This window comes from Janthinobacterium paucivorans, from assembly GCF_051380805.1.
GTDB lineage: Bacteria > Pseudomonadota > Gammaproteobacteria > Burkholderiales > Burkholderiaceae_D > Janthinobacterium > Janthinobacterium lividum_D.
Genome location: NZ_JBNYXR010000001.1, coordinates 167,357 through 182,584, shown reverse-complemented (window position 1 = coordinate 182,584; position 15,228 = coordinate 167,357). Strand labels below are relative to the sequence as shown.

The following is a 15,228-nucleotide window of genomic DNA, read 5'->3' as shown; positions in this document are numbered from 1 at the left end:
CACTGACGCTAACGCAAAGCTCAGCGCTAACGCTGCAGGGGGTCTGACCCCGGTATTCGGCTAACGCAAAGCTCGGCGCTCACGCTGGAGGGGGGCTGACCCCGATGCCGATGCTGTCAACTATTGCGCACCGACCAGGCTGGTGACGCGGATAGTCTTGGTTTCCGGCACTTCGGCATGCGACAACACTTTCAGCTGAGGCAAGGCGCGGCGCAGAAAGCGCGACAGCAGAGCGCGCAATGGTGCCGGCACCAGCAGCACCGGCGTCAGGCCCAAGGCTTCCTGTTGCTGCGCAGCCAGGCCCGCCTGGTGCGCGATGGTGTCGGCCAAGCCCGGCTCGATGCCGGCGCCATCGCCGCCATTGCCCATCGCTTGCAGCAGCAGGCGCTCCAGGCGGCTGTCCAGGGTCATCACGGACAGTTCGGCAGCGCCAGGGAACAGTTGTTGCACGATGGCGCGGCCCAGGGCCACGCGCACCAGCGCCGTCAGCTCGTTCGGGTCTTGCGTATTGACCGTATGCTCGGCCAGGGTTTCGATGATGCTGCGCATATCGCGGATATGCACACCCTCGGCCAGCAGATTTTGCAGCACTTTTTGCAAAGCCGACAGCGACAGCATCTTCGGCACCAGGTCTTCCACCAGGCGCGGCGCATCTTTGCCCAGGTGATCGAGCAGCGATTGCACTTCCGCGCGCCCCAGCAGTTCGGAAGCGTGCGAGGTGATCAGGTGATTCAAATGCGTGGCCACCACGGTGCCCGCATCGACTACCGTGTAGCCCATCGATTGCGCCTGGTCGCGCAAGCTCGCGTCGATCCAGGTAGCGGGCAAGCCAAACGCAGGGTCGCTGGTGACCAGGCCGGGTAAAGTGCCGCTGGCCATGCCGGGATTGATCGCCAGGAACTGGCCGTTGTAAGCCTCACCCACCCCCACTTCCACGCCCTTGAGGGTGATGCGGTAGGCGGACGGTTTCAACTCCAGGTTGTCGCGAATATGCACGGGCGGCGCCAGAAAGCCTACTTCCTGGGCAAATTTCTTGCGGATGCCTTTGATGCGCTTGAGCAATTCGCCACCCTGCGTCTTGTCGACCAGGGGAATCAGGCGGTAGCCCACTTCCAGGCCCAGGGTATCGACGGGCATGATGTCTTGCCAGCTCGCTTCTTCCTGCTCGGGTGCCACGGTCGCTTGCGGCACTTCGGCCGGCCTCTCGGCCGCCGCTTTTTCCTGCAGGCGCTTCTTGCTGATCAAATACGCGGAACCGCCCAGCAATGACGCCAGCAGGAGGAAGACCATGTTCGGCATGCCGGGAATCAAGCCCATGCCGCCGATAATGGCCGCGGTAATATACAGCACTTGCGGTTTCGCAAACAATTGCCCCACCAACTGGGTGCCGATATCCTGATCACTGGCCACGCGCGAGACGACAATACCGGCTGCCGTGGAAATGATCAGCGATGGAATCTGCGCCACCAGGCCGTCGCCGATGGCCAGCAGGGTGTAGTTCTTGAGCGCATCAGCAAAGCCCATGTCGTGCTGCAGCAAGCCCACCAGCAGGCCGCCGACGATATTGATGACGGTGACCATGATGCCGGCGATGGCGTCGCCGCGCACGTATTTGCTGGCACCGTCCATGGCGCCATAGAATTCCGCTTCCTGCGCCACTTCCGTGCGGCGGCGGCGCGCTTCATCTTCGCCGATCAGGCCGGCGTTCAAGTCGGCATCGATGGCCATCTGCTTACCGGGCATGGCGTCCAGCGCGAAACGGGCACCCACCTCGGCGATACGCCCGGCACCCTTGGTCACCACGGTAAAGTTGATGATCGTCAAAATGATGAACACCACGATACCGACCGTGTAGTTGCCACCGATCAGGAAGTGACCGAACGCTTCAATCACCTTACCGGCCGCATCGGCGCCCGTATGGCCTTCCGTCAGCACCACGCGCGTGGAGGCCACGTTGAGCGACAGGCGCAGCATGGTCGACACCAGCAAGATGGTCGGAAACGCCATGAAGTCGAGCGGCTTGACCGTGTACAGCGCCGTCAGCAGCACGATGATGGACAGCGCGATATTGAAACTGAAGAAAATGTCGAGAATGAAGGCCGGCAATGGCAGCACCATCATCGACAACAGCATGATGATGATGATAGGCGCGGCGATGCCCTTGCTGGCGTTGCCCCCCATTCCGCTGAGCCAGGCTGGCAATCTCAGGCCGTTCATGGTGTACTTCCTTTATTCTTGTCTGCTGCGGTTTTGACCTGCGATGCGGGATCGAGCGGATCGAGCTCGGGCGGCACGTCGAGTTTTTTCGGCTTGTCCGGGCGCTGGCCATGGCCACTGCCGTAGCTGCGCAGCTGGAACACATATGCCAGCACTTCGGCCACGGCGCCATACAGCGCCTCGGGAATCTCGTCGCCGATGTCCGTGTGCTGATACAGCGCACGCGCCAGGGCCGGCGCTTCCAGGATGGCGACCTTGTGTTCGCCGGCCAGCTCACGTATCTTCGCGGCCACCTCGTCGATACCCTTGGCCACCACCTGCGGCGCGCCGCGCGAATTCTCGCCATACTTCAAGGCTACCGCGTAGTGAGTAGGATTGGTCACCACCACATCGGCGGTGGGTACGTCGGCCATCATGCGGCGGCGTGACATTTCATGCTGCATCTGGCGAATCTTGGCCTTGATCTGCGGATTGCCGTCCGACTCCTTGGCCTCTTGCTTGACTTCCTGCAAGGACATTTTCATCTTGTTGGCGTAGTGCCACATCTGGTACGGACCGTCGATGGCGGCGATCAGGCCCAGCGCGCCGACGATCAGCAAAAAAGCCGTGATCAGCAGGCTGATCAGATGGGCCGAACCGGAGCGCAAGGATTCGACCGACAGGCCCAGCACGGCATCTTTCTGGTGCTGCATCACCATCCAGGCAACGACACCGACGACGATGGTCTTGGCAACGGCCTTGAGCAATTCCACCAGCGCATTCTTCGAAAACATATTGCCCAGGCCGCGAATCGGGTTGAGCTTGCCAAAATTGGGGGCGAATGCCTTGGAACTGAACAGCCAACCGCCCACCAGCACGGGCGAGGCCAGGGCGACGAGCATGATGGCCAGCGCGTACGGCAGGCAAGTCAGCAAGACCGAGCCCACGTCGTAGCCGATGCGCAGCATCATCGCATCGGGATTGAGGATTTGCTCGCGCTCCAGGGTCAAGCCAGACACCATGACGGCCGTCAGACGGCGCACGATGGCGTCGCCGGCAAACCACAGGCAGCAGCCGGACGCCATCAGCACCGTAAACGTTGCCACTTCACGCGATCGCGGAACGTCGCCTTCCTCACGCGCCTGCTCGAGGCGCTTCGGTGACGCGGCTTCGGTCTTTTCTGCGTCGCTGTCATCCGACATCAATCAACTCCGGTGAAGTCCTGCAGCCTGGTTAGGCACAATACGGACTGGGCATGGCACATTATCGATTCAAGTGCGTCAATCTCATCGAGGGAAAAGGAGGGCTAATCCCCTGCTTTTCCTTTGCCTATAGAAAACAAGGCGCCGCAGGCGCCCATTCCAGAGGTAGCCTAACCAGAGGTGGCCTAACGGCTTTTGCTTGCTTGCGCCTGTTTGACAGTCTGTTCGATGGCACCAAACAGCGATTTCCCGTCATCCCCCTGCATATCCAATCGAAGCACATCGCCGAACAGCAAATAGGGCGTACTGGCAACACCATCGGCAATCATCTCCTGGTTACGTCGCTCAAAAATACTCGAAAATCCCTTCTTGACTTCCTTGTTGGCAACACCGCCCGCGCTGACCACGCTACCGGCGCGCGCATTGCGCGTCTGACACAAGTGCGCGAGCAATTGCGGGTAATTGAAGGTCATGTCGGCGCCCGCCTGCGGCTGGCCCGTCAATTTTCCATTCAGGCTGCAGCGTAGCGCGTAATGCACCTTGCCGCCGCGCCAGGCATCGCCCAGTTCGTCCGGCGTGATGGCGACAGGAGAGCACGCCATGGCCGGCTTCGCCTGCAGCAAGCCATAGCCACTGGCCTGTTCGTCAGGCACCAACTTGCGCAGGGTAATGTCGTTGACCAGCATCAACAGCTTAATGTTCAGGTGTGCCTGGTCCGGCGTGGAGCCCATGAAGACATCGTCCGTGATGGCGGCGATGCCGGCCTCGTAATCGATGCCCCACTGCTCGTGCGCCACGCTGATATCGTCGTGGGCGCCGCGGAAATCGTCGCTGGCGCCCTGGTACAGGCGCGGCGCCTCGCGCAAGTTGGCGGGCACGTCAACGCCCGCAGCCTTGCAGGCGCGCTCGATCTGCTGCAGGTAGGATGCACCAGCGACGCGCAGGCTGCTGCGCGGCAAGGGCGCCATGCAATTGGCGGGATCAAACTCGAAGGCGCGATGGCCGCGACCGCTATTGATGGTTTGGTACAGCAAATCGAGCTGTGGCGCGATGAAACTCCAGTCGTCGAGCGCCTTTTGCAAGGTAGAGGCAATACCATCGGCCAGATGGGCCGTTTTCAGGTCGCGCGAGACGACAGCGAGTTGGCCATCGCGCGTGCCATCCTTCAGGGTAGCTAATTTCATGTAGGGAAAACTTCGTCAAATGCAGGCAATAGAGGCTAAAGACGCCAAAAAGCCGGGAAATACCGATATTTGGCGATCAAGAAGAGAGGTGCAACACCAGACAAAACCGTAGCGAGCGGCAGTGATTTGCGGCCGAGAAGCGCAGCCGTGCTAAAGCACGGTGAGCATCACAGGCTGCAAAGCACGACGCGCAGTAGGTTTGGCCTGGTGTTATTACGCCAGCAGCGCGATCTGCTCTGGCGTCAGATAGCACCACTCGCCTTCGGCGATGCCCAGCGACTCCAGCGTCAGGCTACCGATGGCGGAACGGTGCAGCGCGTTGCAATGGTTGCCGGCGGCGACCAGCATGCGCTTGACCTGGTGGTATTTGCCTTGCTCAAGCACGATTTCGAGCTGGAATGGTCCGCGCTGGACGCAGACCAGGGCGGCCAGCGGGGATGGCTCGTCGTGCAGTTGGACGCCAGCCAAGAGCTGCGCCACCAGTTCATCGCTCACGGGTTCTTGCGTGGTCGCCTGGTAAATCTTGGGAACGTGACGCTTCGGCGACGATTGTGCATGGATAAATGCGCCATCATCAGACATCAGCAGCATACCGGTCGTATCGTGGTCGAGCCGGCCGACGGGCTGGACTTCGCGCCAGGTAAACTGTTCCGGCAGCAAGGTCAGCACGCCAGGGTGATGGCTGGGCTTGCGCGAGCATTCGAAGTTGGCGGGCTTGTTCAGCGCCAGGTACAGTTGCGCGCGGTAGACCCACTCTTCTTCAAAAACATGCAACACCAGGCCTTCGGTCTCGACGGTGGTGCGGTAATTGGTCTGGGTGACGCCATCGATGACGACATCGCCATCCTCGATAAGGGAACGACAATATTTACGGGTGCCAAAACCCTGCGATTGCAGGATGCGGTCTAGGGATAATTTACTCATGGGCGTGACTTTACCAGAAGCGGCTGGCAGCGTGAAGCAGCGACGCGCGACGTCTGCGCCTGACAGCGCAGCGCGCGCCCGACTTGGACACGCACAGATACGACAAAGCACAAGGTGAGATTTCGATATGGACGGCCCATTCCTTTGAGATATGTCAAGCGCTCGGAATATCGCATTGATACACTGAAATTCCATTAGGAATCCGCCTAATGTCGTTTAGGAATTGTGGCAGTGGCCACACAGCATAAGGACATCGTATGAAGCAGACCGATACCATCGCCTTACGAGGCAGCATCACCGACATGCGCCAGCACATCGCTGCGAGACAGGCGGCCATGCACAGGGTTCAGCTTGGCGTGGCGCGCTGGCGCAACGCCCCTGCGGCCGATACGGACGCGCCGCCGTTGCCAGCGAGCCAGACGCACTGGCATGCCGAGGCGCAATGCCATTTCATGCGCTGGCTCGAACTGGGCGGTTTTGCGTACGCGGTTGTGGGGATGCGTGCGGATGCGGATGCGGATAGGGATACCGATATGCATGCCGCAGCCGGCAAGCTGAACACACCCGCCATGGCGCACACGCCGCCCGACACCGGCACGAGCAATAGTAGCGGCACCAGCGGCACCAGCAATAACTCTGGCACTGGCACAGTGACAATGCGGCCAGCGACCGAAGCCCCCGTGCCCGAGCACTGCAACAACTGCGCCGCCTGAGCGCGCCGCCACAAGACCGGCCATGCCCAGCCCCCGCATGCCTGCCTTGCCTCACCTTGCCTTGCCTCACCTTGCCTTACGTTGCTTTGCCTTGTCTTGCCTCACCTTACGTTGCCTTGCCTTGCCTCACCTTACGTTGCCTTGCCTCACCTTACCTTGCCTTGCCTTGCCTGCCTTGCCAGCCAGCCCGGACCGCGCAGCCACCGGCCGCGACGCCAGCCCCCGCCATCGCCATCGCGCACAACACGCACAAAAGGAAACGACGGCATTGCGCCGCCGTTCCAAGCCCCAACGGGACTTTAGTGAGGAATGTGAATTCACTCAAAACCACATCTGCGATGCGGCGAGTAGTTCCAAGACCTGCCAATCAAGTTAGTACTGACAACATAGTTGATATATCGCCCCTCCTTGAAAAGAACTACACTTTCAATATAGCCCAAGCAGCGCGTTTTTCAAGCCAAACTACCACTTTACTAAAAATTATTCTCGGCTGACTCGCGTGTCATGCAGTACTGCCGTCATCAGCGTAACGACGGTTGCGACTGCTGCACGGCCGCCTTCATGGCGCCGGCGCCCATGGCAGCGCCAAATTTCTTCAGCACCCGTTCCGGTAAACCTTCATGTTGCGTGTAGTCGACGATGTCTTCCGCCTTGATGATATCGCGCGCCACGCTGTCGACCGTGCCAAAATCGTCGGCCAGGCCCATTTCCACGGCTTTCGCACCCGTCCAGTACAGGCCGGAGAAGGTATCGGCCGTTTCCTTCAGGCGCTTGCCCCGCCCCGTGCGCACCACGTCGATGAATTGCTGGTGGATTTCATTGAGCATGCCTTGCGCATACGCCTTGTGTTTGTCGCTCAAGGGACTGTACGGGTCCATGAAAGCCTTGTTCTCTCCCGCCGTCAGCAGGCGCCGCTCGACGCCCACTTTTTCCATCACGCCCGTAAAGCCGAAGCCATCCATCAGCACGCCGATGGAACCGACCACGCTGGCCTTGTTGACATAGATGCGGTCGGCGGCGGCAGCGATGTAATAGCCGCCCGAGGCACACATTTCATCGACCACCACATACAAGGGCTTGTCCGGATAGCCCTTGCGCAGGCGCTGCATCTCGTCGACGATCATGCCGGCCTGCACGGGACTGCCGCCCGGACTATTCATATGCAGCACGACGGCCACGGAGCCGGCGTCGGAAAACGCCTTGTCCAGCGCGGGGATGACGACGGCGGCCGAGCCACTGCCTTCGGACTCGATGGCGCCGCTGATGTCGATCAGAGCCGTGTGGCGCCCCAGGGTCTGGCTGTCGTCGGCCGTGTTGTAGTCATAAAACACCCATAGGGCGAACAGCACGATCAGCAGGCTGAAGACCTTGAAAAAGATGCTCCAGCGGCGGTGTGCACGTTGCTCTTGCAAGGTGGCAAATACCAGCTTTTCCAGCACATCGCGCTCCCAGTTACCGGCAGGGGCAAGCTGGCCGGCTGCGGGCGCGCTGCTGCCCGCCGTGTCATTCGTGTTATCGCTCATGGTTCACTTTGTTTAAATTGCAATCATTCCTGGATCCGGCTTCAGACCGACAGCGGCTGAACATACTCATCGGGCTGCCAGTACAGTTGCCCGTCGCGCTCGGTCACGGCAATCGGACGCAAGCGGCCGCCCTTGCAGGGACCGCCCGCGCAGTAGCCGCTCTCCGGCACATAGATGGCGCCATGCGTCGAACACATCAGGTACAAGCCGCTCGATTCGAAAAACTCGCCTTCGGCCCAGTCCAGTTCGATCGGCACGTGGGCGCAGCGGTTCAGGTAGCCATACGCCTTGCCGCCGTGGCGCACGACAAAGCCGGTGCCCGCTTCGCCACCGGCCGAAACGGCAAAGCGCACGCCCTTGCCCCCCTCGGCCAGCGCGTCGGCGGCACAGATGAATACTTGCGCAACATCGGTCATCATGCGTGCTCGCTCAGCCATTGGTGCAGATCGGCCACCGTCGCGGCCGAATACAGAGGATTGCAAACCTGCAACTGCTCCACTGGATGCGCACCATACTCTACGGCAATACCGGCCGCGCCGGCATTACTTGCCATCAACAAATCATGACTGGTGTCGCCGATCATCACTGTGCGACGCATATCCTGCCCCAGTTCGCGCGTCAACTCCTGCAGCATGGCCGGGTGGGGCTTGGAGAACGTTTCATCGGCGCAGCGCGTCGCATCGAACAGAGACAGCAGCTTGACGGCATTGAGCGAACGGTTCAGGCCGACACGGCTCTTGCCCGTGGCGACGGCCAGAAAGTACGCTTGCTGCGAGAGTTCCTGCAGCATTTCTTGCACACCGGGAAACAGGGTCAGCTCATGGTCGCGCGACAGATAGTGATAGCGGTAACGCTCCGCCATGCGCGCATGGTATTTCGGCTCGACGTCGGGCATCACCAGCCGCATGGCTTCCTGCAAGCCCAGGCCGATCACATGCGAGGCCAGCAAATCGGTGGGAATTGGCAAGCCCAGGTCTTTGGCCGACGCCTGGATGCACTTGACGATGGTCGAGGTACTGTCTATCAGCGTACCGTCCCAATCGAAGACGATCAGATCAAATTGCTTTCTTGCCATATTTCCCGGCGGCAAAGCCGCCGGCTCCTTGAGAATGAATGATGGCGACTGACTGCCTGTTGAGTCGTGTCGCGCGCACGCGATAACTATTTAGCGTGCGGCAACGGCCAATGGTTTGCCCAAGCTTACCAAGAAACGCTCACATTCGGCAGCCAGCGGCGCGTTCAGGGTCATCGCCTTGCCCGTCTCCGGATGCGTAAACGTGATCTGGTGCGCGTGCAAGAACATGCGCTTCAGGGCGCCGCGCGTGCTATCGGCTTTCAACAAGGCACGGTTGAGGGCAAAGTCGCCATATTTATCGTCGCCGGCGATGGGGAAGCCGGACGAAGACAGGTGCACGCGGATCTGGTGCGTGCGTCCGGTCTTCAGTTCCGCTTCCAGCAAGGCGAAGTTGTGATATTTATGCAACAATGAGAACACCGTGTGGGAAGCCAGGCCATCGGCCTGCACGGCCACCCGGCGCTCGCCTTCGGCCGTCGTATATTTATGCAGCGGCAGCTTGATATGCTGACGCGCATTCTTCCAGTCGCCAGCGACCAGCACCAGATAGCGCTTGTCCGTGACGCCGTCACGCATCTGTTCATGCAAATTCGTCAGCGCAGTGCGTTTCTTTGCCAGCAACAACAAGCCGGACGTGTCGCGATCCAGACGGTGCACCAATTCCAGGAACTTGGCGTCCGGACGCGAAGCGCGCAACTGCTCGATCACGCCAAACGAGACGCCCGAGCCGCCATGCACGGCCACGCCGGCCGGCTTGTCGATGACCAGCAGTTGCGCATCTTCGAAGATGATCTTGAATTCGGCGGCCGGCGCGCCCGTGGGCGCCTTTTCGGCCACGCGCACCGGTGGAATGCGCACCACGTCGCCAGCGGCGAGGCGGTACAACTGATCGATACGGCCTTTATTAACCCGCACTTCTCCCGATCGCAAGATCCGGTAGATGTGGCTTTTAGGCACTCCCTTGCACACTCTTAATAAGTAGTTGTCGATGCGCTGGCCTGCTTCTTCCTCGGCGATCGTTACGAATTGGGCTTGCGGCTGAACCGGGGGTGTTGAAGGGGGAACAACATCATTTTGACTCTTCATTTACTATGTCTTCCCAGAAATCTCTCTAAGTCCTTCATTTTGAATATATAATTGTTTTTGCTGCGGCCCTGGCTGCTGCGAGTGTAAGAATAAAAGCACATTTTACACAGGGGCGTCTCCACCGGCCTCGCCAAATTGCAAATTCGGTGGAAAAAAATGTATATGCACCATCGCCGCGCGAATCAAGGTTGCACCGTAGTTGTAATCGGATAAGGCGTGGAGATGCAGAAGTGAGTGTGGGATTATAAGGATAAGTACCCGTTAGCGCGACTTATCGAGTCGGGCTCGCGGGTTGATGAAGTTGATAACGCTTGCCGTTTTCGCCAAACCCCGTATGTGGCCAAATACTGAGGGTTGTCGATGATAGGCTGAGGCCAAGCCTCGCCATCGCGATCCCTGTAATGAGCCGGCTAACGATTTTGGCTCTGAATTTGCTGACCACTTGCATTCTCTGCCCCCGATGCAGTTCATTCTCATCCGGGCTGTTTCAGATGAGTTGCAGGTGTCCTGTGCACTCGGCATGACGATTGACCTCACCGCGCCTGTTGCGGCCGTAACGTATACCTCGTACGCGTTGTTGCTCCGCACGCCTAGGCATTTCCCCCGCCAACACTCCCGTTCTCGCATATATCCCTGTACTTTCGCCGCTTCCCAGGAAGCGGCCTTGAGATGGCCTACGGGTCGCGGAGTTATAAAAATGAAACGCATGTTGTTTAATGCCACGCAGCAAGAAGAACTGCGCGTAGCGATTGTCGACGGACAGAAACTGATCGACATCGATATCGAGACAGCCGGGCGCGAACAGCGCAAATCGAACATCTACAAGGGCGTGATCACGCGCATCGAGCCTTCGCTCGAAGCGTGCTTCGTCAGCTATGGTGAAGACCGCCACGGCTTCCTGCCTTTCAAGGAAGTTGCGCGCACGTATTTCCGCGAAGGCGTCGATGTGCGTAACGCTTCCGTCAAGGAAGCGCTGCGCGAAGGCCAGGAAATCATGGTCCAGGTGGAAAAGGAAGAGCGTGGCAACAAGGGCGCTGCGCTGACCTCCTTCGTTTCGCTGGCCGGCCGTTACCTGGTCTTGATGCCGAACAACCCGCGTGGCGGTGGTGTATCGCGCCGCGTGGAAGGTGAAGAGCGCCAGGAATTGCGCGAAACCATGGATAAACTGGACTTGCCTGCTGGCATGTCCGTCATTGCCCGCACCGCCGGCATCGGCCGCAACGTCGATGAACTGCAGTGGGACTTGAATTACCTGATGCAACTGTGGCGCGCCATCGAAGGCGCTGGCAAGTCGGCCAATGGCGCTTTCCTGATTTACCAGGAATCCTCGCTCGTCATCCGCGCCATCCGCGACTACTTCCAGCCCGACATCGGCGAGATCCTGATCGACACCGACGAGATCTACGACCAGGCGCACCAGTTCATGAGCCACGTGATGCCCGACATGGTGCACCGTGTAAAACGCTACAGCGACGACGTGCCGCTGTTCTCGCGCTTCCAGATCGAACACCAGATTGAAACGGCGTACAGCCGCACCGTGCCGCTGCCATCAGGCGGCGCCATCGTGATCGACCATACCGAAGCGCTGGTGTCCGTCGACGTCAACTCGGCCCGCGCCACGCGCGGCTCGGACATCGAGACGACCGCCTTCAACACCAACTGCGAAGCGGCCGAAGAAGTAGCCCGCCAGCTGCGCCTGCGCGACTTGGGTGGCTTGATCGTCATCGACTTCATCGACATGGAAGTGGCAAAAAATCAGCGCGAAGTAGAACAGCGCCTGAAAGATGCGCTGCACCATGACCGTGCACGTGTACAAATGGGCAAAATTTCCCGTTTTGGCCTGATGGAATTGTCGCGCCAGCGCCTGCGCCCTTCGCTGTCCGAAGGCTCGCACGTGACTTGCCCGCGCTGCTCCGGCACCGGCCACATCCGCGATACCGAATCGTCCGCCCTGCAGGTGCTGCGCATCATCCAGGAAGAAGCGATGAAGGAAAACTCGGCCACCATCCACGTGCAAGTGCCCGTCGACGTGGGCGCTTTCCTGCTCAACGAAAAGCGCGGCGAAGTACTGAAAATCGAGAACCGCCACCGCATCGCCGTGATCCTGATCCCGAACAAGCACCTGGAAACGCCGCACTACAAGCTCGAACGCATCAAGCACGACGATCCGCGTCTGGAAGACAGCCAGGCCAGCTACAACCTGGCCGAAAACGCGGAAACCGACATGGCTTACAGCAAGCGCCAGAAGGAAGAAGCCAAGCCGCGCCAGGAAGCCGTCGTCAAGACGATCACGCCTGACCAGCCGGCACCGCTGGTCGAGCGCAAGCCCGTCGAAGCGAAACCAGCTCCGGTGGCGGCACCAGCCGCGCCGCAAGGCCTGCTCGCCAAGATCATCAGCTTCTTCACAGGCGCACCGGCACCGGTGGTAGCGGCACCTGCCGCGGTCACCCCAGCCAAGCCGGCCGGCGCCGAGCGTGGCGACCGCAACAGCCGTGGCCCGCGTGGCCGTGGCCGCAATGGCAAGCCTGGCCGCGAAGAACGCGAACCGGGCCAGGGCCGTCCGGTCCAAGACGATGCGGCCAAGGAAGCCGAAGCACTGGAAAAGGCGGCCCGTCCGCCACGTCCACCGCGTCCGCCACGCGAACCGCGTGAAGTGCGCGAGGCTGGCGATGCAACGGCGGCACCACGCGAGCGCGGTGAACGTCCAGAGCGCGCCGAACGTCAAGAGCGCGCCGAACGCCCGGAACGTGCCGAACGTCCGCCACGCCAGCCACGCGAAGGCCGCGAGCCACGCGCCGACAAGGCTGTTGTTGCTGAAGTGAAAGCTGACGAACTGGCCCTGGCAGGCGCTAGCGCCAGCGCCATCAACGTCGTCGTAGCGTCCGCTGGCCCGGAATCCGACGCCGCACCGGCGAACTTGCTGAAAGCCCCGGCGAATGCCGGTCCTGAAGGCGAAGAGATGGAAAGCGACGTGGAAGGCGAAGAACCGCGCCGCCGTCGTCGTCGTGGTGGCCGCAACCGCAACCGCCGCGACCGCGAAACGGGCGAGCTGATTGAGTCGGCAAATGGCGACAATGATGGCCAGGACGCGCCCGTGATCAGCTTCACGGTCGCTCCGGCGCCGGAAGCTGGTGCCGCTGTCGTCGCTGATGCAGCCCCGGTTGCCGTGGTGCCTAGCGCCACTGTCGTCGCCGTCGCTGCAGCGCCAGTCGAAGCTGCTGTCGCGGACGTGGCCGAGGTGACTGAAGTGAGCAAGGTCGTGGACATTGCCAAGGTGGAAGAAGCCGCTCCTGCCGCTGACGCTGCACCCGTGGCTATGGCTGAAGTGATCGTGCCGGCAGCACCTGCCGTAGCCGTAGCCGTCGTCGCTGTAGCGCAAGCTGAGCCAGCCGCCGCCGAACCAGCACCAGCGGCCGAGTACAGCTTTGCCGAGAAAGTGCAAGCTGAGCCAGCACCAGCGGAAGTCATCGTCGAAGCCGCGCCAGTGGTGGAAACGCCTGCTGTCGCGGAAACCGTCGCCGTGGCGCAAGCAGCGCCAGTAGCCGAAGTGGCGCCGCTTGTGGTGGAAGCGGCCCCGGTGGTCGCCGAAGCTGCTCCTGCTCCTGCTCCTGCTCCTGCTCCAACGCCAGCGCCAGCGCCTGTGGCCGCTCCTGTCGCTGCTGCACCAGTTGCCGCACCAGTCACCGCGCCGCTGGACTTGAGCGCGGTGCTCGGTTCGGCCGGCCTGACCCTGGCTGCCACCGATCCGGAAAAACTGCGCCTGGCGCAGGAAGCGGCCGCCAAGGCAGTCGCCCCGGTGCGCAAGCCACGCGAACGCAAGCCACTGCCGCCGCAATCGGATGAGCCGTTGGTCCAGGTCAACACGCAACGTCCGTAAGCGCGCCGGGTTCGCCCAGCCGCCAATGATGAAAGGGGGAGCTCAGGCTCCCCCTTTTTTTGTCAAGTCCACGCGCTTTGCCAGCGAGCCGCCATGCACAACGATAGCAAGCTTCCCCGCCCCGCCCCCGTCAGCCTGCGCAGCGCGTTCTGGTACTGGCTCAAGCTGGGCTGCGTCAGCTTTGGCGGTCCGGCCGGGCAAATCGCCATGATGCATGCCGAGCTGGTGGAAAAGCGGCGCTGGATTTCCGAGCAGCGTTTCCTGCACGCCCTCAATTACTGCATGCTGCTGCCAGGACCGGAAGCGACCCAGCTGGCCATCTACATCGGCTGGCTGATGCACCGCACGCGCGGCGCCTTGGTGGCGGGCCTGCTATTCCTGCTGCCCTCGCTGGGGGTGCTGATCGTCCTGTCCTGGCTCTACATGGCATATGGCCACGTGGCCGCCATCGCCGGCATCCTGTACGGCATCAAGCCGGCCGTCGTCGCCATCGTGCTGGCGGCCGCTTGGCGCCTGGGCCGGCGCACCTTGCGCAGCCCCGCCCTGCTAGCCATTGCGGCCAGTGCATTCATCGCCATCGCCCTGCTACGGCTGCCATTTCCGCTGATTGTGTTCGCCGCAGCCCTGCTGGGCATGGCGGGCGGGCGCTACTTACCGGCCCACTTCCATGCCGGCGCTACGCCGCATGACAGCGCAGCCCGCTTTGGCGCGGCCCTGATCGATGACGACACGCCCACGCCGCTGCATGCGCGTTTCAGCTGGCCGCGCCTGCTGGTCACGTGCGCGCTGGGTCTGGCGCTGGCTTTCACCAGCTGGCTGGGTCTGGCCCTGCTGGGCGGACGCGAGCAGCCGCTGGCGCAGATGGGCGTGTTTTTCAGCAAGGCCGCCCTGCTGACCTTCGGCGGCGCGTATGCCGTGCTGCCCTACCTGGTGCAGGGCGCCGTCGAGCATTACCACTGGATCAGCAACGCGCAGATGATGGATGGCCTGGCGCTGGGCGAAACCACGCCCGGTCCGCTGATCATGATCGTCGCTTTCATCGGCTTTGTGGGCGGCTGGAGCCACGCCGTGGCAGGGGAACATCTGTGGCTGGCGGGCGTATGCGGTGCGCTTGTCGCCAGCTGGTTCACCTTCCTGCCCTCGTTCATCTTCATCCTGGGTGGCGCGCCGCTGCTCGAAGCGTCACGCGGCAACCTGCGCCTGAGTGCGCCCCTGACGGCCATTTCGGCGGCCGTGGTGGGCGTCATTGCCAGCCTGGGCCTGTTTTTTGGCCGCCATGTCTTTTGGCAAGCAAATACGCTGCCACACTGGGACATGCTGGCCATCGCCATCGCGCTGGCGGCCGGCGTGGCGCTGCTCAAGTATCAAATTGGCAGCATCAAATTGCTGCTCGCCTGTGCCATCTTCGGCCTCGTGCTATCGTAGCTGCCTTAACCGACTTTACGTTT

Annotated in this window: 11 protein-coding genes; 3 read left to right on the top strand and 8 right to left on the bottom strand. The window is 61.4% G+C overall.

Annotated features, from left to right (window positions below):
* Positions 1 to 120: 120 nt before the first annotated feature.
* From flhA to ACQ4V8_RS00765, 4 genes are all read right to left on the bottom strand, one after another.
* On the bottom strand, positions 121 to 2,217 hold the full coding sequence (flhA, locus tag ACQ4V8_RS00780) for a flagellar biosynthesis protein FlhA (RefSeq protein WP_070346409.1): 2,097 nt from the start codon (positions 2,215 to 2,217) through the stop codon (positions 121 to 123).
* Positions 2,214 to 3,398, bottom strand: coding sequence for a flagellar biosynthesis protein FlhB (flhB, locus tag ACQ4V8_RS00775; protein ID WP_436570738.1), 1,185 nt, complete (start codon positions 3,396 to 3,398; stop codon positions 2,214 to 2,216). Before flhB ends, flhA begins: the two co-directional genes overlap by 4 nt.
* A gap of 185 nt (positions 3,399 to 3,583) precedes the next feature.
* Positions 3,584 to 4,582 (bottom strand): fumarylacetoacetate hydrolase family protein, encoded by a 999-nt coding sequence (locus tag ACQ4V8_RS00770; RefSeq protein WP_010400818.1) that lies wholly within the window; start codon positions 4,580 to 4,582, stop codon positions 3,584 to 3,586.
* A 213-nt stretch (positions 4,583 to 4,795) separates the two neighbouring features.
* A complete protein-coding gene (locus ACQ4V8_RS00765) occupies positions 4,796 to 5,506 on the bottom strand; it encodes a pseudouridine synthase (RefSeq protein WP_010400819.1) in 711 nt (236 codons plus the stop codon).
* Positions 5,507 to 5,763: 257 nt separating this feature from the next.
* On the opposite strand from ACQ4V8_RS00765, the gene ACQ4V8_RS00760 reads away from it, so the two are divergent.
* The gene (locus ACQ4V8_RS00760; protein WP_436570737.1) at positions 5,764 to 6,219 is read left to right on the top strand and encodes a hypothetical protein; all 456 of its coding nucleotides are present in this window, start codon (positions 5,764 to 5,766) and stop codon (positions 6,217 to 6,219) included.
* 521 nt (positions 6,220 to 6,740) lie between these two features.
* Here ACQ4V8_RS00760 and ACQ4V8_RS00755 read toward each other — a convergent pair.
* The 4 genes from ACQ4V8_RS00755 to ACQ4V8_RS00740 all read right to left on the bottom strand — a co-directional run bounded on the left by ACQ4V8_RS00755 (position 6,741) and on the right by ACQ4V8_RS00740 (position 9,903).
* Positions 6,741 to 7,742 carry a S49 family peptidase gene (locus ACQ4V8_RS00755; RefSeq protein WP_010400821.1) on the bottom strand — a complete coding sequence of 334 codons (1,002 nt, stop codon included), beginning with the start codon at positions 7,740 to 7,742 and terminating at the stop codon, positions 6,741 to 6,743.
* 41 nt (positions 7,743 to 7,783) lie between these two features.
* Positions 7,784 to 8,161 (bottom strand): Rieske (2Fe-2S) protein, encoded by a 378-nt coding sequence (locus ACQ4V8_RS00750; RefSeq protein WP_010400822.1) that lies wholly within the window; start codon positions 8,159 to 8,161, stop codon positions 7,784 to 7,786.
* Complete coding sequence (locus tag ACQ4V8_RS00745) at positions 8,158 to 8,817, bottom strand: HAD-IIIA family hydrolase (RefSeq protein ID WP_010400825.1); 660 nt, start codon at positions 8,815 to 8,817, stop codon at positions 8,158 to 8,160. Before ACQ4V8_RS00745 ends, ACQ4V8_RS00750 begins: the two co-directional genes overlap by 4 nt.
* Positions 8,818 to 8,907: 90 nt before the next feature.
* On the bottom strand, positions 8,908 to 9,903 hold the full coding sequence (locus ACQ4V8_RS00740; RefSeq protein ID WP_043462609.1) for an RluA family pseudouridine synthase: 996 nt from the start codon (positions 9,901 to 9,903) through the stop codon (positions 8,908 to 8,910).
* A 697-nt stretch (positions 9,904 to 10,600) separates the two neighbouring features.
* Between ACQ4V8_RS00740 and ACQ4V8_RS00735 the strand changes: the two genes are divergently transcribed.
* A complete protein-coding gene (locus ACQ4V8_RS00735; RefSeq protein ID WP_436570736.1) occupies positions 10,601 to 13,780 on the top strand; it encodes an Rne/Rng family ribonuclease in 3,180 nt (1,059 codons plus the stop codon).
* Positions 13,781 to 13,873: 93 nt separating this feature from the next.
* The gene (gene chrA, locus ACQ4V8_RS00730) at positions 13,874 to 15,205 is read left to right on the top strand and encodes a chromate efflux transporter (RefSeq protein WP_010400831.1); all 1,332 of its coding nucleotides are present in this window, start codon (positions 13,874 to 13,876) and stop codon (positions 15,203 to 15,205) included.
* Positions 15,206 to 15,228 lie beyond the last annotated feature (23 nt).